15 protein-coding genes and 2 tRNA genes are annotated in these 17700 nt (G+C 42.1%); 7 read left to right on the top strand and 10 right to left on the bottom strand.

The window, feature by feature from the left end; translation table 11 throughout:
• Positions 1-7: 7 nt before the first annotated feature.
• The 5 genes from rsxC to nth are packed head-to-tail and all read left to right on the top strand — an operon-like array spanning position 8 to position 5643.
• Positions 8-2587, top strand: coding sequence for an electron transport complex subunit RsxC (gene rsxC / locus IRQ78_RS17845; protein WP_194442824.1), 2580 nt, complete (start codon positions 8-10; stop codon positions 2585-2587).
• Positions 2584-3639 carry an electron transport complex subunit RsxD gene (rsxD, locus tag IRQ78_RS17850; protein WP_194442825.1) on the top strand — a complete coding sequence of 352 codons (1056 nt, stop codon included), beginning with the start codon at positions 2584-2586 and terminating at the stop codon, positions 3637-3639. Before rsxC ends, rsxD begins: the two co-directional genes overlap by 4 nt.
• Positions 3639-4274, top strand: a complete 636-nt coding sequence (rsxG, locus tag IRQ78_RS17855; protein ID WP_194442826.1) for an electron transport complex subunit RsxG — start codon at positions 3639-3641, stop codon at positions 4272-4274. Before rsxD ends, rsxG begins: the two co-directional genes overlap by 1 nt.
• Positions 4274-4972, top strand: coding sequence for an electron transport complex subunit E (locus IRQ78_RS17860; RefSeq protein ID WP_187490358.1), 699 nt, complete (start codon positions 4274-4276; stop codon positions 4970-4972). The genes rsxG and IRQ78_RS17860 overlap by 1 nt, the downstream gene beginning before the upstream one ends.
• A gap of 38 nt (positions 4973-5010) precedes the next feature.
• Positions 5011-5643, top strand: a complete 633-nt coding sequence (nth, locus tag IRQ78_RS17865) for an endonuclease III (protein ID WP_054553695.1) — start codon at positions 5011-5013, stop codon at positions 5641-5643.
• 23 nt (positions 5644-5666) lie between these two features.
• Here the strand turns inward: nth and IRQ78_RS17870 are convergent, their stop codons facing one another.
• The 3 genes from IRQ78_RS17870 to IRQ78_RS17880 all read right to left on the bottom strand — a co-directional run bounded on the left by IRQ78_RS17870 (position 5667) and on the right by IRQ78_RS17880 (position 7916).
• Complete coding sequence (locus IRQ78_RS17870) at positions 5667-5963, bottom strand: type II toxin-antitoxin system RelE/ParE family toxin (RefSeq protein ID WP_138602595.1); 297 nt, start codon at positions 5961-5963, stop codon at positions 5667-5669.
• A 5-nt stretch (positions 5964-5968) separates the two neighbouring features.
• Positions 5969-6193, bottom strand: a complete 225-nt coding sequence (locus tag IRQ78_RS17875) for a type II toxin-antitoxin system ParD family antitoxin (protein ID WP_054553697.1) — start codon at positions 6191-6193, stop codon at positions 5969-5971.
• Between the two features lie 187 nt (positions 6194-6380).
• On the bottom strand, positions 6381-7916 hold the full coding sequence (locus IRQ78_RS17880; protein ID WP_194442827.1) for a S10 family peptidase: 1536 nt from the start codon (positions 7914-7916) through the stop codon (positions 6381-6383).
• A 253-nt stretch (positions 7917-8169) separates the two neighbouring features.
• On the opposite strand from IRQ78_RS17880, the gene IRQ78_RS17885 reads away from it, so the two are divergent.
• Together IRQ78_RS17885 and gloA are read left to right on the top strand one after the other, a co-directional pair.
• A complete protein-coding gene (locus IRQ78_RS17885; RefSeq protein ID WP_054553700.1) occupies positions 8170-10077 on the top strand; it encodes an aminotransferase class V-fold PLP-dependent enzyme in 1908 nt (635 codons plus the stop codon).
• A gap of 219 nt (positions 10078-10296) precedes the next feature.
• Positions 10297-10695 carry a lactoylglutathione lyase gene (gene gloA, locus IRQ78_RS17890; protein ID WP_194442828.1) on the top strand — a complete coding sequence of 133 codons (399 nt, stop codon included), beginning with the start codon at positions 10297-10299 and terminating at the stop codon, positions 10693-10695.
• Positions 10696-10705: 10 nt separating this feature from the next.
• Here gloA and IRQ78_RS17895 read toward each other — a convergent pair whose 3' ends face one another.
• The 7 genes from IRQ78_RS17895 to IRQ78_RS17925 all read right to left on the bottom strand — a co-directional run bounded on the left by IRQ78_RS17895 (position 10706) and on the right by IRQ78_RS17925 (position 17641).
• Complete coding sequence (locus tag IRQ78_RS17895; RefSeq protein WP_194442829.1) at positions 10706-12943, bottom strand: HAMP domain-containing hybrid sensor histidine kinase/response regulator; 2238 nt, start codon at positions 12941-12943, stop codon at positions 10706-10708.
• Positions 12940-14103, bottom strand: coding sequence for a sugar ABC transporter substrate-binding protein (locus tag IRQ78_RS17900; protein WP_054553702.1), 1164 nt, complete (start codon positions 14101-14103; stop codon positions 12940-12942). Before IRQ78_RS17900 ends, IRQ78_RS17895 begins: the two co-directional genes overlap by 4 nt.
• A 68-nt stretch (positions 14104-14171) precedes the next feature.
• Positions 14172-15320 (bottom strand): ABC transporter permease, encoded by a 1149-nt coding sequence (locus IRQ78_RS17905; RefSeq protein WP_130166761.1) that lies wholly within the window; start codon positions 15318-15320, stop codon positions 14172-14174.
• Between the two features lie 2 nt (positions 15321-15322).
• Entirely contained in the window at positions 15323-16249 is a 927-nt protein-coding gene (locus IRQ78_RS17910; RefSeq protein WP_062567026.1) for an ABC transporter ATP-binding protein, read from the bottom strand.
• Positions 16246-17193, bottom strand: a complete 948-nt coding sequence (locus IRQ78_RS17915) for an HlyD family secretion protein (protein WP_194442830.1) — start codon at positions 17191-17193, stop codon at positions 16246-16248. Before IRQ78_RS17915 ends, IRQ78_RS17910 begins: the two co-directional genes overlap by 4 nt.
• A gap of 218 nt (positions 17194-17411) precedes the next feature.
• Positions 17412-17487: transfer RNA gene (locus IRQ78_RS17920), tRNA-Glu, on the bottom strand.
• A gap of 78 nt (positions 17488-17565) precedes the next feature.
• A tRNA-Glu gene (locus IRQ78_RS17925) sits at positions 17566-17641 on the bottom strand.
• Positions 17642-17700 lie beyond the last annotated feature (59 nt).

The following is a 17700-nucleotide window of genomic DNA, read 5'->3' on the forward strand; positions in this document are numbered from 1 at the left end:
AGCACAGATGGAAAAGTTAATAGATCAAATTAAACAAGGCAAAGTGTGGTCTATACCTGGGGGCATTCACCCACCGGGTCAAAAGCTGCAATCAACAACACAAGCCATTGCAAGACTGCCACTACCAGACAAGCTCGTTGTATCTCTAAAACAACACATTGGTGCTAACGGCAAACTTATTGTTGAAAAAGGCCAGCAGGTTTTAAAAGGCCAAGCATTAACTAAACCAAGCGGGAATTGGTCTGTGCCTGTGCACGCGCCAACATCAGGGTTGATCAGCGATATTTGCCCAATGCCCTCTGCTCACCCGTCGGCGTTGACTGAACTTAGCGTTATTATTGAACCTGATGGTGAAGATAACTGGTGCGAGCTTAATCCTGTAACTGATGCCAAAACTCTTTCCCATGATGAGCTTGTTGATATTATTCATCAAAGTGGTATCGCAGGTATGGGCGGCGCAGGTTTCCCAACCTATGTAAAAGCAGATACCCGTAAAGCCATCGAGTTTTTAATTGTTAATGCCGTTGAGTGTGAACCTTATATCACCGCTGATGACATGCTAATGCGCGAACATGCCGATGGTATAATTGCCGGTATTGAATTAATGCAGCAGCTGTTAAGTCCACAGCTGACAATTATTGGTATTGAAGATAATAAGCCCGATGCTATTGCTGCCATGAAACTCGCAGCACAGCATAACGACAGCATCATAGTGCAAACAGTGCCAACGGTTTACCCTTCTGGCGGTGAAAAACAGCTAATTAAACTGCTAACGGGCAAAGAAGTCCCAAGTGGTAGTATTCCTGCCGATATTGGTATGTTGGTGCAAAATGTCGGTACTTTGTTTGCGGTAAATCAAGCCGTACATGAAGGTAAGCCTCTTATAGAGCGTGTAGTAACGGTAACCGGTAACACCATTCATAAACAAGGTAATGTGTGGGCTTTACTAGGCACTGAAATTAAACATTTATTAGACTGCCAAGGCTTTTCTCCGGTTCCACAGCAACGTGTGGTTATGGGCGGTCCAATGATGGGCTTTACCCTGCCAACCGTGCGTATTGGTGTCGTTAAAACGACAAACTGTATTTTAGCGCCAGATCACCAAGAACTTGCTGAGCCGGGTGATGAAAAAGCATGTATTCGTTGTAGTGCCTGTGCTGACGCCTGCCCGGCATCATTGTTACCTCAGCAATTGCAATGGTTTGCCAAGTCTAAAGAATACGACAAACTCAACGAGCACAATTTATTTGATTGTATTGAATGTGGCGCCTGTGCTTATGTTTGCCCAAGCGAAATACCCTTGGTGCAGTACTATCGTGTTGCTAAAGCTGAAATCAAAGAGCAGCAAGCAGAGCAAATCAAAGCAGAGCGAGCAAAAGAGCGTTTTGAAGCACGTAAAGAGCGCTTAGAGCGCGAACAAGAAGAGCGTCAAAACCGCCACAAACGCAAGCCGGCTGCTAAGTCAGATGGCGAAAAACAAAAAGTGGCTGATGCACTCGCCCGAGTTAAAGCTAAATCTGATGATAAAGACAGTAAGTCAGCTGTCGCTGCAGCTATTGCCCGTGCGAAAGCGAAAAAGCAAGGTGCAGAGATTGAGCCTGATAACTCTGAAGTGGCTAAAGAACGTGCAGCACGTAAAGAACAAGCACGTAAATACAAAGAGCAAAAAGCACTAGAGCAAGGTGAAGAAGGCGTCGATAAAGACGATAAAAAGTCTGCTGTTGCTGCCGCTATTGCCCGCGCTAAAGCGAAAAAAGCCGCACAAGCTACAAAAGAAAACGCTTCTGCTGAAACTGACGCTGCGCCAAAAGATGACAAAAAAGCTGCTGTTGCAGCTGCTATCGCTCGTGCTAAAGCGAAAAAAGCAGCACAAGCTGCTGAGAATCAAACTGAAGCTGAAGAAGATAGCGCACCAGTTGATGACAAAAAAGCAGCTGTTGCCGCTGCTATCGCCCGTGCTAAAGCGAAAAAAGCAGCACAAGCTGCTGAGAATCAAACTGAAGCTGAAGAAGATAGCGCACCAGTTGATGACAAAAAAGCCGCTGTTGCAGCCGCTATCGCCCGTGCTAAAGCGAAAAAAGCCGCTAAAGAGCAAGCACAGAGTGTCGATTCTTCAGAGCAAATAAATGATTCAAATGATGAGGCAGATGCTAAGCCGCAGTCTGATGCTCCTGAATCTAGCGAAGATAAGAAAAAAGCCGCCGTTGCTGCCGCTATCGCCCGTGCTAAAGCCAAAAAAGCCGCTAAAGAGCAAGCACAGAGTGACAATTCTTCAGAGCAAATAAATGATTTAAATGATGAGACTGATGCCAAGCCGCAGGCTGACGCTCCTGAGTCTAACGAAGATAAGAAAAAAGCCGCCGTTGCTGCCGCTATCGCTCGCGCCAAAGCGAAAAAAGCCGCTAAAGAGCAAGCACAGAGTGACGATTCTTCACAGCAAAAAAATGATTCAAGTGCTGAGGCAGATGCCAAGCCGCAGGTTGATGAAACTGAGTCTAGCGAAGATAAGAAAAAAGCAGCGGTCGCTCGTGCCATTGCAAGAGCTAAAGCGAAAAAGTTACAACAAGAAGGAAACGATAAGTCATGAAACTAACCATGGCGAGTTCGCCGCATAATCATAGCCATAAATCATTAAACCGATTAATGATGACAGTGATTGCTGCGTGTATTCCAGGCTTAATTGCGCAAGTTTTCTTCTTTGGTAGCGCTGTGTTAATTCAGCTAGTTCTCGCGCTGATTACAGTTAGCGCCTGTGAAGCCGCTGTTTTACTGCTTCGTAAACGCAAAGTTTGGCCAACACTTAGTGATGGCAGTGCGTGGTTAACGGGCGTATTACTGGCGTTGAGTATTCCGCCTTTAGCGCCTTGGTGGATCATCGTAATTGGCTGTCTCTTTGCAATTGTTATTGTAAAACAGCTTTATGGCGGCCTTGGCTTTAACTTATTTAACCCTGCTATGGCAGCTTATGTATTACTGCTTGTATCGTTTCCGGTGCAAATGACCAGCTGGTTACCTGTTAGTGATTTACTTGCATCTCAGATCAGCTTCTCACAACAGCTGTCTGTTATTTTCAATGGTTTTACCAGCGCTGGATTTAGTGTCGATCAATTACGAGTAGCGATTGATGGCACAACCATGGCAACACCGCTTGATACCGTAAAAACAGATGTCGCCCATCACTTAACGGTGGCTGAGAGTATGAGTAAGCCTCTTTTTAATGACTGGTTTGGTCTTGGCTGGGGCTGGGTTAACCTCGGCTTTTTAATCGGTGGCCTTTATTTATTAAAAGCTAAAATCATTAATTGGCATATCCCTGTTAGCTTTTTAGCCTCATTGGCCGTGTGCAGTGGTATTGGTTATATTGCAGCTCCTGGCACAGAGCCGGGCGTGGTATTTCATTTATTCAGTGGTGCAACCATGTTAGGGGCATTCTTTATTGCTACCGATCCTGTTTCTGCATCAACAACGAATAGAGGTCGTTTAATTTACGGCGCGTTAATTGGTCTACTTGTTTACTTAATTCGTACTTTCGGTGGTTACCCTGATGCAGTGGCATTTAGTGTATTGCTATTAAATATGGCGGTACCTTTAATTGATTACTACACGCAACCACGTACTTACGGCCATGGGGTGAAATAATGATCCTTTCCTCAATGACTAAAAACGGCACTATCCTTACTGCATTTGCACTTATTACCACAGGCACTGTAGCCCTGACTCATAGCCTGACTGCTGAGCGTATTGAAGAGCAAGAAAAGCAACAGCTTGCAGAGCAGCTGCAACAAGTACTTGATGCCCATCATTATGACAATCAACTGTACAAAGATTGTGTTGTAATCACCGATGAGCGCCTTGGCCCACGTCCAGAGCAAATAATCTACCGCGCCTACAAAGATAATAAGCCGTATGCTTTAGTAATGCGCCATGTAACACCAAGTGGTTATAGCGGCGATATCAACTTATTAACGGCGGTGTTTGCCAATGGTGAAATAGCGGGTGTTCGTGTAACTAAGCACGAAGAAACACCGGGCCTTGGCGATAAAGTTGAGGTCAAAAAATCAGACTGGATCACTCTTTTCAAAGGGCAAAATGTACTGAGTGAAGATGATAGCCGCTGGGCTGTTAAAAAAGATGGTGGCCAATTTGATCAATTTACTGGCGCAACCATTACACCGCGTGCCGTTGTCGGCTCAGTAAAACAAGCTGTGCTGTTTGCCCAAGCTGAATTTGATAATCTGTTTGCTGCACCAAACATCTGTCAAGGAGCCAAGTAATGAGCCAAGTTAAAACCTTATTTAAAGATGGTATGTGGGCTAATAACCCTGCCCTTGTGCAGTTATTAGGCTTGTGCCCGCTACTTGCTGTTACTTCGACGGTTACCAATGCATTAGGCCTTGGTTTAGCAACTTTATTGGTACTGGTTGGTTCTAACGTCACTGTTTCAATTGTGCGTAACTGGGTGCCTAAAGATATTCGTATTCCTGTTTTTGTGATGATCATCGCAGGCTTTGTAACCATCGTGCAGCTAATGATGAATGCCTATACATTTGGCCTTTATCAATCATTGGGGATTTTTATTCCGCTTATTGTTACCAACTGTGCCATTATCGGTCGCGCAGAAGCATTCGCTTCTAAAAATACAGTACCACTTTCAGCCTTTGACGGACTGATGATGGGACTTGGCTTTATGTTAGTTTTAGTGGTGCTAGGGGCAATGCGAGAGCTTATTGGTCAAGGTACGCTATTTGATGGCGCCGATTTATTATTAGGGCCATGGGCTGCTGCACTTCGAATTGAAGTATTCAGTTTTGATAACCAATTTTTATTAGCAATTTTACCACCGGGTGCCTTTTTAGGGCTTGGTTTATTGATTGCTGCAAAAAATGTCATTGATACACAAATAAAATCTAAGCAAGTTGTTACTCCAGAAGCAGAAAAAGGCCCTAGAGCCCGAGTAACAAGTTTAACTTAAAGGAGAGCACGCACCGTCACTGCGTGCTTTACGCCACCATGAATAAAGAAAAACGCTATGAGATCTTATCTCGTCTACGTGAGCAAAACCCGCACCCAGAAACAGAGCTTGAATATTCAAGCCCGTTTGAGTTATTAGTTGCGGTTACCTTATCAGCACAAGCTACAGATGTGGGTGTTAATAAAGCAACCCGTAAGCTATTCCCTGTTGCTAACACGCCTCAAGCGATTCTTGATTTAGGCCTTGAAGGCCTTCGTGATTACATCAAGACCATTGGTTTGTTTAATTCTAAAGCCAATAATGTCTATAAAATGTGTGAGATTCTGGTCAATAAACATAACTCAGAAGTACCAGAGAATCGTGAAGCGCTCGAAGCATTACCGGGGGTTGGCAGAAAGACCGCGAATGTTGTTTTAAACTGTGCCTTTGGCTGGCCGACTATCGCTGTAGACACCCATATCTTTCGCGTTTCAAACCGCACTAAGTTTGCCATGGGTAAAGATGTGGTTGCTGTAGAACAAAAACTAGAAAAAGTGGTACCTAAAGAATTTAAGGTCGATGTACACCACTGGTTAATCCTGCATGGCCGTTATGTGTGCACAGCTCGTAAACCTAAATGCGGCAGCTGTATTATCGAAGATTTGTGTGAATTTAAAGAGAAGACAGAGTAATTAAGTATTATTGCTGACCTGCATTAGCTTGTTAGATGTAGTTGAACCTTCATTTGTTGATGCAGAATTCTCACAATGAAAATATCGTTGGCTCTTTTTTTAAAAAAGATGTAGTGCTTTCTAAATATATACCGAGAATATCCTGGCTTGATATCGCTAACATCTTGAGCAAGGCTCGGCTCAGTAGACAAAGCCATTAGCGTTTCATGAATTCCAATTAAATAGTTTTCTGCTTGAGAAACACCGAATTCAATTTCGGTGTACTGAAAAATACGCTCCAAGTCATACTGAGCTTTATTAGAGAGAATATATTTAGCCATTCGCTTTAAGTTTTGTTTTTGGATTTGGATATAATATCTAAAACCGTTAACTCACTCTCACCACTTAGCTCACCCTCTACTAATGCCATTCTAATAGCATCTTTTTCACTCTGATTATGGCGGATCAAATCGCGGATATAATCACTTGCATTTGAGAATCGACCTGACTCAACTTGGGCATCAATCCATGAGCGCATTTCATCTGGAATAGAGATATTTAAAGTTGCCATAGTTAATTCCTGTATATTTACAGTCTTTGATTATGGCAGATATTGGCAAACATTGGCAACAAATATGGTCGATATGCACCAATGGTTAATCCTTGATAGGCACTATATGTGTAACGTTCTTAACCTTTTCTATCACACCCTTTGCGCATTGTGCCTAACACAGGGTTTGGCACAATGTTCCTAGTCATTATCGTGGGTTTTGGCTCACCTGCTTTTTAATAAATTCTCGCGTATCTCTTAACAGCGCCACTCTTGCTGGTTCGTGAACATACATCATGTGACCGCCGTGATAATAGTGATAGTCAATTTTATCAGCGTATATACCGTGTCTATTTAAGGTGTATTCAGCATCAAAAAATGGCGTGACAATATCGTAATAACCAGAGGCGACCATCACTTTCATTTGTGGATTGCTGCGAAGCACATAAGATAAATCTGGCGCTGTATTGACGTACCTTGGCTCCCAGCCTTGTCCATCAGGAGCTGTGCGCCAGCGCCAGTTATCTGATAACTCAGGATCGCCTGGGTTTAGGTATTTTCTTTTCCACTGTACGTTTAAATCTGTGCGAATGTATTTCATCAGTGCCGCTTTATATGCTGGCCCTATCACTTTTGACGCGTCTTGCTTAGGAGCTGCTGTTAAATCGTCTCGTTCATCAAGCTTATAACGTCCATCAAGAAAGCCTACTGCGACGCCCTCATCACGCAATAACTCTTTAGCGAATCTAAAGGCATTAATGCGTAAATCAACCTGCTCAATATATTGTTTGCTTAGCCCTGTATAACGGTGAAGGCCGTCAACAATTTGCTTTCGGTCAGCTTTACTAAGGGCATTCCCCTTAAATAAGGCTGGTAGTAATTCATCAACTGCAAATTGTCGGCTCGCATCAATAAACGCTTCAAAATCTCCAGATGTGTCTACTTTTTTATGATACCAAGCGGTTGCAGCAAGTGTGGGTATGTAAGTGATGTAAGAAATGATGTTGTCATCAACATAAGGGCTTGAACCTTGATAGTCTAAAGCTTGTGACACAAAAATAATGCCATTTACATTAATCAGGTGTTTATCCATCAGTACTTTAGAAACCGCTGCTGCTCGAGTTGTACCATAGCTCTCTCCCAATAAAAATATTGGCGCATTCCAGCGGTTTTCTTTTGTTAGCCACTGGGCAATAAAATCAGCAATAGCAGATGCATCCTGATTCAAGCCCCAAAAGGCTTTGCTGTCAGTGTCACCTAAGGCGCGCGAGTAACCTGTACCAACAGGGTCCACAAACACCATATCAGTCACATCAAGTATCGTCTCAGGCGCATCTTTTAATTCGTAAGGAGCCAATCCAGGAGCCGTTGCATCGCTTGGTACCACGACTCGTTTCGGACCATAAGCGCCCATATGTAACCAATTAGACGATGAGCCCGGGCCACCATTCCAGATAAATGTTACGGGTCTGTTCTTGTTGTCATCTGCAGCTAGGTAATCAAACGAAAAGATAGCAGCTTTAGGCTCTTCGTTTTTGTTTAACAAATAAGTTTCACCGGCTACAGCTTCGTATTTCAGCTTTGTACCATTAAAGGTGCCTTTATGCTGGGTCACAAATTTAGTGGCTTCGGGTATCGACTTTTTATTGTTTGAATCTGAGACTTCATCTGCATTAACTGCGCTCGTACAAAACGCAAACAATGTAGAGATGACTACAGTTTTGAAATTGGCAACATACGCCATGTTTTATTCTCCCTAGCATGTTTATCTTTATTTTTATCTGTATCTGGCTTGAGTGCTTTTATCGCTGAGTGCTCAATTAACCTTTTACTTAAGCATTACTTTTACAGTAAGAACATGTAATTTCAACTATCTGCGATTAACACGAAAAAAGTATAATCAGTATCGGAACAAAAAATATCAGCGTAATCATTTCACAAGCTTCCATCCTTTCGTTATGCTGTTGAGTAATGTGAAATTTTTTATATGAGTTGCTATGTTACCTTTACTTCGTATCTTATTAATTGAACAAGATCCTGCCACCTTAAAAGAGCTTTCAACGAACCTAGAAAAAACAATCCCTAATTTTGAACGAAGTGATGTTGATATCGACATTATCGAGTGCATAGAGCTCAAGCAGGCGTTGAAATATGTAGAGGAAGATGGCGATATTCAAGCTGTAGTACTTAGTTGGGATGTACTGAACAATGGCGAGCGCACCTATAGCCGTTTTATCGAGCAATTAAAAGGCATACGCCTAGAACTGCCTGTTTATGTTATTGGTGACGATACGAAAGGCTTGGAGATAGTCAACGAGTCAGAAGAAATTGAATCTTTCTTTTTTAAAGATGAGGTCATTTCAGACCCCGAAGCAATCTTGGGCTATATGATCAATGACTTTGATGACCGTTCAGAAACGCCATTTTGGACCGCCTACCGTCGTTATGTGGGTGAATCGAACGATTCATGGCACACACCTGGTCACAGTGGCGGTGCTAGCTTTAGAAATTCTCCGTATATTAAAGACTTTTATCAGTTTTATGGCCGTAACGTATTTGTTGGCGACCTGTCGGTTTCTGTCGACTCGCTTGGCTCATTATCAGACAGCACCAACACCATAGGCCGCTCTCAAGAATCAGCGGCGGCAACATTTGAAGTAAAACATACCTACTTTGTTACCAATGGGTCATCCACTTCAAATAAGATTATTTTGCAAACTTTACTACGTAAAGGCGATAAGGTGATCATCGACCGAAACTGTCATAAATCAGTACATTACGGAATTTTGCAGTCGGCTAGTTTACCTATTTACTTATCGAGTATTTTAAATCCTAAATATGGTATCTTCGCGCCCCCTTCACTGGCTGACATTAAGCAAGCGATTGAACAAAATAGCGATGCTAAATTATTGGTTTTAACCGGCTGTACCTACGATGGTCTGCTTAGCGATTTAAAACAAGTGGTTGAATTTGCACATCAGCACGGTATTAAAGTGTTTATCGACGAAGCGTGGTTTGCTTACTCGCTTTTCCATCCAAGTTTACGCCACTACTCAGCTATAAATGCTGGCGCAGACTATGTTACCCATTCGGCACATAAAGTGGTTTCAGCGTTCTCTCAGGCGTCTTACATTCATGTTAACGACCCTGATTTCGATGCCGATTTCTTCCGTGAGATCTACAGTATTTACGCCAGTACCTCGCCAAAATATCAGCTCATTGCCTCGCTGGATGTATGCCAAAAGCAATTAGAAATGGAAGGTTATAAATTACTGAATGCCCTGCTGAATCACGTTGCTGAGTTTAAGCAGCAAATGGCGTCACTGAAACATATTAAAGTGCTCGACAAACAAGATTTCATGGATATATTCCCACATTTTAGTGGCGATAACATGGGTCACGACCCGCTGAAGATCCTTATCGATATTAGTGAGTTACCGTATTCATTAAAGGATATTCATAAATTCCTATTAGATGAAATTGGCCTTGAAATCGAAAAATACACACACAGCACCATTTTAGTTTTATTGACTCTTGGTGGTACACGCTCAAAGATCATTCGTCTTTACAATGCGCTGAAGAAACTTGATAGCGGTAAAGTAAAACTTGCCACTTCAATGAGACGCACACGCCTACCAGAGAATCTACCTGCTATAGACTTAGCCTGTATTCCTAGTGATGCGTTTTATGGCGAACGTGAATCTGTGCCAATTAGCAAAAGTAACAATCGAATTTGTGCCGGATTAGTGACGCCTTACCCTCCAGGTATTCCGCTTTTAGTGCCGGGGCAACATATCACTAATGAGCATATCGAATATCTTAAAGAGTTGGCAGGTCAAGGCCTGACAATTCAAGGGAGCTTTGATGGCGAAATTTATGTACTTAAAGGTAAAGTGAAAAGCTAAGCTTTCACTTATACCGCAAAAACCTCATTGTTATGCAGCAATCCCTATTCATTGCTGCATAACGTCACCGTTTTCATATTAAACGCTTTGTCTCAATGCTACTGTGCATGCAATCGAAATAACTTATAATCCATTTTTAATAATTTTAATGCGCAGCGTTGTACCATGCTGCGTTATTGAAATTGTGCGAATTTAAAGACAAGAAAGAGGATGCTTAAAATGCGCTTATTACACACAATGCTTCGCGTTGCTGATTTAGAAAAATCAATTGAATTTTATACGCAGGTATTAGGTATGAAAGAGCTGCGCCGTGCAGACAACGAAGAGTACCGCTACACCCTTGCTTTTGTCGGTTATGGTGACGAAAAAGATTCGACTGTGCTTGAGCTTACTTATAACTGGGATACAGACAGCTATGATTTAGGTAATGCATACGGTCATATCGCTATCGAGTTTGATAATATTTATAAAGCCTGCGAAGACATTAAAGCTGCTGGCGGTAATGTGAGTCGTGAGCCGGGTCCTGTAAAAGGCGGCACAACTGAAATTGCATTTGTTAAAGACCCAGATGGTTATGCAATTGAGTTAATTCAGAAAAAAGATAACAACACTTTTTGATTCATACCGGCTATTTCGGCGATTGCTGAGATAGCCATTTTGCGAGTGCTTTTTCAAGTTCAGCAAAATTAATTGGCTTTGCGATATGGTCACTGATACCAATTTTTGCGCTTGTTTCGATGTCGTCTTTCATCGCATTAGCACTGACTGCAATAATCGGCGTATCAAAATCTGGCCTTGCAAGTAAGTTTTCGCTGGCAGTTAATCCATCCATCACCGGCATTTGAATATCCATTAAAATCAATGCGTAGTTTTGTGTTAGGGTTTTCTCACAGGCAATTTTTCCATTTTCTGCCAATTCATAATTTAGACCTAATTGAGTTAAATACTTAGTGATAACAATTTGGTTAATCGGGTTATCTTCAGCAATTAATATTGGCTTGTCGACGGCTTTAAAATCGAACTGAGTGTCTTCATCTGATTGGTGTACTTTTGCACTAGCGTCCTGTGGGTTTAGTGATTTAAAATTAACATTAACCGTAAACTCGGAGCCTTTGCCAAGCTCACTGTCGATAGCAATAGTGCCACCCATCAAATCAATCATTCCTTTACTGATGGCAAGCCCAAGACCGGTCCCTCCATATTCACGAGTTGTGCTAGTTTGCGCCTGAACAAAAGGATTAAACAAGGCCGTTATTTTATCTTCAGCGATACCTATGCCTGTATCTTTTACCGATAACACGACGGCTGTCTGGTGTTCATCTCGGCTTTGCAGAATAAGCGAAAGAACGATCTCTCCTTGATGGGTGAACTTAACGGCGTTAGAAAGCAAGTTAATCAGCACTTGTTTAACACGTATTTCATCACATTCAACATTCAGCGATTGTAATGGGGAGACGTCAAGCCGGCAGCCAACTCCTTTGGCATCACAACTCGGTTTGAATAGTAAGATAAGGTCATGGCAAAGCGCGACTAAATCACATTGTCGCGACTCGAGCTCTATTTTATTGGCCTCTATTTTTGAAAAGTCGAGAATATCGTTAATCACGGTTAATAACACATCACTACAGTTATTAATTTGCCTTACAAACTCTGCTTGCTCTGGTGTTAGCGTGCTTTTATTGAGTAGCTGCAAAAAGCCCACAATACCATTCATTGGAGTGCGTATCTCATGGCTCATATTGGCTAAGAATTGGCTTTTAACTTGCTCAGAGCGCTCAGCGCGAAGTTTTTCTAATTGCAATGAAGTAATTTGTATATCAATGATATCAGCCATGCTGCTGAGCGAATCTGCAATATCTTTAAACTCTTGATAATGAAAATCGTCGGTATCTTGTTTGTAATTACCCAATGCATATTCTCGGCTAAGAGTAGTAATGCGATTTAGCGGGTTATGGAGCCGTGCCGTCAACCAACGCACTAAGATAAATGAAATAATAGAGAGTCCGACAATTAACAATCCTGCCAATATGGCCGTTTGCTTTACAGCGCTGGTGTATGTGGTTTTTGCTTCATTAATTTGGAACTGTAAACTGGTTGGCTTACCTTTAAAATAAACATTACTGATTGAGGCCTGCCCCATTAATTTGCCGTTATCGCCAGCATCGCCCACGCTATATAAAATGTTACCTTGTGCTGTAATTTGTACCTGCTTACCCGCTTGATAAACCGGTTGTTCATTATGTATTGCAAGCCACTTTAACGCCTCTGATAAAGGCACAAAAGACACTAACACGCCCGTTTTAATTATTGGCTCACTGAGAGAATCTTGCTCATGTAACAACTTAGATGTAATTGCCAGTAAAGCACTTTGTTTTGCCTGCAAAGGTGCGAGTAGCTCAGTGACTTGTGGGTTATCGATAATTTGAATTGTGTTTTGCTCTGTTGATGTTTGAGCACTGTTGAGAATGCTTTTAGTGAGTTTATAGTTCAAATTTAAAGAAGTAATCGGATACCCTTCAACTATAAACCCCTGATTATCAATAACAATTGATGCGTTAATTTGTGGGTTTTGGGCAACAAACTCTTGTAACTGCACAAGCGCGAACTGTGAGTACACCACTTTATTTGGCAGCTCAGTTATCGCCTTAGTGCTACTAAGTAATTGGCTATTTTTCTCAAGCTTAAATAAGAGTTGTTCAAGACTGGCTGCATTATTTCTAGCTTGCCATTGCAAACTCGTATTTGCTTGGTCAATTGAGCTTAAATAGAAACGCCCAATCATCAAACCTGCAAGGATCAGTAGGGGAATAATAACCAGTAGTAATACACTGATAAATAAGGCGCGGCTAAAGCGTGGACTACTCATTCATCCCCTTCATTGGCAATCGAACGCTCTGCCAACCCTTGCATAAAAAGCCCCGCTTGCTCAGCAGTTAGGGCACCACTGCCATAGCGAATAAATCCTTTATTTAATACTTCCCATACGATGATCATCGATGCGGTTGAAGGCATCGCTTTTGTAAATTGCATCGCTTCAATTAAGGTTGCTAACTGTGTGCCTTGTTGTGATTTTAAACTATTTAACACCTCTGTATTGACGGGGATATCTTGAAGCTTTTGCCAAATCATTGTTTGAAATTTTTCTGCTTGAACCAATTTAGCAAATTTGATCAAATTGTCTTTATTAACGCCATTTAAGCCATCATTTGGAAATGCCAACACAAAGGTAGAGTAATAAGGCTGCATATACTCACCATTAAGTTTCGGCAATTGCTGCACAGCTAAATTATCACCAAGCGCTTGCTCATACGTTTTTAATGCCCAAGCTCCATCGATGGTGAAGGCAGCTTGCTGCGCTTTAAATGCATTATTTGAGCAAGTGTAATCGCACTGTCTATCAACCAGATTTTGTTTATTTAAATCCCAAACAAATTTGAGAGCCGATTGCATTGCTGGTGTATTAAGCTGAACATGGTTATCTACAATTAGGTCGCCATTAAAAGCCGATAAGAACGGGATAAACCAATACATTTCCATAAAACTCCATGTAACGAGTTTCACTTTTTCAGGCAATGATGATTGAATTCGGTATATATCCTGCCAATTTTCTATTGGCTCTTTAACAAACTGCTTATTATAAAAAAGTAACAGGTGATTGCCTTGAATGATGGGTATACCTAAGAGCGTGTTGTTTAGCTTTGCAGTTTCTAAGGTTCGCTTGTCTGTGGTATCAGCTATGAGTGAGTCTGGGATAACGCTGTAGTTGGCATATTTATCAAGCCCTAAATGATCAGCAGGTACAATAACAACGTCTGTAGAGGTGCTGGTACTGGTATTTTGCACCAGCCTGACTTTTAGCGCCTTTTGGTCAACCAATACAGAATTAACCGTCAAGCCACTTTGCTCAGCAAGTGCACTTAACAGCTCATTAAAGTGCTCATGCTTCATGGTATGGGCTAGGTTTATCGTTGCTGCATAGCAATCAAACGTCACTAGTAGCAACGCCACCCAAAATACTCGCCACACGCTTACATCTACTCAAAAAGAATTGAAATTACACTTTAGTTAAGCATATATGTCTTAAATTGCCTAGCCTAATCAAGGGTTTTCTTAAACCTAAATGCAGCCACAGCCAAGCCCAAAATTGTAAAGGCTAACAGCCAAAGTAAATCACTGCTCATGCTTATTAGATTGACATCTTTTAGCACGATTCCACGTATTAACCTCAGGTAATGCGTTGCGGGTAGGCACTCAGCAAGCCATTGCGCTGCCTTTGGCATGCCTTCATAAGGAAATACAAAACCTGATAATAATATCGAGGGTAACAGAATGAAAATTGTCATTTGCATTGCTTGAAGCTGATTTTTAGCGATGGTTGAAAGGACTAAGCCAAGCACTAAACTGGCACATATAAACGCAAAGGTTGCGACAACCAATGCGACTAAACCACCTCCAAAAGGAATATGAAACAAGAGCTTACCCATACCTAGTATAATAAATAACTGAATAAAACCAATGAAGATATAAGGCACCACTTTACCAATCATTAATTCAAGTGAGCTTAACGGTAAGGTGATTAAGAGCTCCATATTACCTCGCTCTTGCTCTTTAACAATGGCTGCAGAGGTAAACATAATCATCGTCATGGTTAAAATAACAGCAGCTAAACCTGGCACAATATTCACTGCAGAGCGTTGCTCTGGGTTATAAAATAAGGTCGTCTCAAAGGTCGGATACGTTCTATTCGCAGGCTTATCGAGAAGCTCTGCAAGCGGCATATTGCGCAGCGATTTTATGCTCGACGCGACCATTGTATCTGAACCATCAACTAACCAATGCGCAATTGGCCTGACTAACGACTCATTACTGCCATCAGGCAAACCAAAACCCACTGTTGGGTGCTGGGCAAGTCGGTTTGCCACATCGTGGGGTATAAACAGCACAGCCCGCACTTTCGCGCTCGCGATTGCTGTTTGTGCCTGCTCTATACTGTCGTAATAATCTGTCACTTTAACCACATTTGTCGCCGATACTGTTTGTACTAAAATGCGACTGAGCGCAGTTTGACTATGATCGACCACTGCAACAGGGATATCTTTAACGTTGGTGTTAATAGCGTAACCAAATAGAATCAGTTGGATAAGGGGGATCATCACCACCATCGCAAAGGTCATTCTATCGCGACGTAATTGTAATAATTCTTTGCTTACAATTGCTTTTATGCGGCTTAATGAAGTCACAATACTCATTGTCGGCCCTGCCCTGTGCAGGTGACAAACACGTCTTCAAGGCTTGGACGCACACTATTTACTTGCCACGTATCCTGACAAAATGATTGCTGTTTTATGAACTCAACGGGATCTTGAACATCTTTTTTTACTAATACTCGCAGCTGTGCACCTAGCTGAGTGGCTGAAATAACATGGTCGATTGTTGCGAGCTGTTTTTTTAATTCTCTGGTTTGCGCCCCTGCGATTTCTACAACATGAGCGTGCATGTCTGTCATTAATTGCTTTGGAGAGCCATCCGCGCGTTTAATACCAGATTCTAAAATGGCTAAACGATGACAACGCTCGGCTTCATCCATGTAATGAGTGGTCACTAATATCGTGGTACCGGCATTACTTAAATCAAACAGTGTTTCCCAAAAGTCACGGCGATTTTGTGGATCGACTGCCGATGTTGGTTCATCAAGAAATAAAATTTTCGGTTTATTAATCACTGCAGCAGCTAATGCTAAGCGCTGCCGTTGGCCCCCACTCATACTTCCGGCCATTTGATCGACTCTTTGATCAAGGCCATAGGTATGGAGCAATTCGTCAATTCTTTGTTGCTTTTGCTGCTTTTTAAACGGGTAAAGCGCCGCCATGAACTTTAGGTTTTCAAGTACGGTCAAGTCACTATAAAGTGAAAACTTTTGCGTCATATAACCGAGTTGTGTTCTGAGCTTTTCAGCATCTTTTGGCAGACTCAAGCCAAGCACATTGATATCACCTGAGGTTGGCTTCAATAACCCTGTAAGCATACGGATTGCAGTCGTTTTACCACAGCCATTAGGGCCCAAAAAGCCATAAATTTGCCCTTGCTCAACGTCTAGATCAAGGTTATCAATCGCTTTTAAGTCGCCAAATTGTTTTACCAAACCTTTGGCATGGATCACCGATTCAGTCATGGCATAATCACTTGAGCAGGTACGCCTGTCGGTAAATTATTTTCACTTGTGGGTAGTGTTACCTCAGCAAGATACATTAATCGCGCACGTTCTTCCTGATTAAGGGCATAAAAAGGCGTGAACGCAGGCTCTGTGGCAATCCAGGTCAGTTCACCCTGTATATCTTTATCTATGCCATCGACACGAACCGTAAGTGTCATGCCCTGATTGAGCTTGGCACGATATGGTTCAGGGATATATACGCGCGCATAAGGTGCGCTGTTTGCTTGAACGATAACGACTGGGCTGCCTTTGGTAACTCGCTCACCTACGTGCCAAGGTAAATTATCGACCCTGCCAGCACGCATCGCTTTAATTGTCAGGTCTGAGAGGTATTTTTGCTGTACTTTTAGTTCTGCTTCTGCCGCCTGAACTTGCGCTTTCGCACTATTAATATCTTCAACGCGAGAACCATTTGTTAATTCATTTAAGTTCTGCTTTGCTGATTCTAAATTAGCGAAAGTCTCATCGCGTGCAGCGGTTGCACTGTCTAAGGTTTCTTGGCTTGCGAGTTTATCTTTAACTAAGGTTTTTGCACGGCGAAAATTAGCTTCGCTTTGCGTATATGCAGCATTGGCTGCTGCTACTTTGGCTGATGCGGCAGCAACTTCTTCGGGGCGAGCACCATTCAAGGTTTTTTCAAGAAATGCAGTGGCTTGAGCTAATTGAGCTTGTGCTTTAGCAACAATCGCTTGTTGTAGTTCGGCATCAAACTTTGCAATCACCTGCCCTTTTTCGACCAACTGGCCTGCTGAAACGGGTAAATCGATCAGTATTTCGTTAGTCGTTGCAGGATGGATCACACGCTCACGCTCAAGCGTTCCTAGCGCTACTCCCTCATTTGAGTCTGAGCAAGCAGTAATGACTAAAGAAATTAGTATGAGTACAACACGTTTAGCTAACATTTTAATTTCCTTATGGTTAGCTGATGAGTTGCTAGATACTATAAAGTATTAAAATGATCTGTAAAAGTGATCTATAGGAATTAAAGTTTTAGAAATATATGGAGTCTATATCGTAAAGATATATGGAGAATAAGGAATCTTAAGTTGAAAAATCTTAGTTATATTTGAAATGATATTTAAAAGATAGTCTTTCCAACACATTACTTACTTAAAGTAAGTGGCGTCCCCAAGGGGATTCGAACCCCTGTTACCGCCGTGAAAGGGCGGTGTCCTAGGCCTCTAGACGATGGGGACACAAAATGTGTCACTAGGACAACTGAATAGTTAAACTCGATTCAGACGAGCTTTTAATAACACAACACTTAAAGTAAGTGGCGTCCCCAAGGGGATTCGAACCCCTGTTACCGCCGTGAAAGGGCGGTGTCCTAGGCCTCTAGACGATGGGGACACAAAATGTGTCACTAGGACAACTGAATAGTTAGACTCGATTCAGACGAGCTTTTAATA

The organism is Pseudoalteromonas simplex (genome assembly GCF_015278155.1).
Classification (GTDB): Bacteria; Pseudomonadota; Gammaproteobacteria; order Enterobacterales; family Alteromonadaceae; genus Pseudoalteromonas; species Pseudoalteromonas simplex.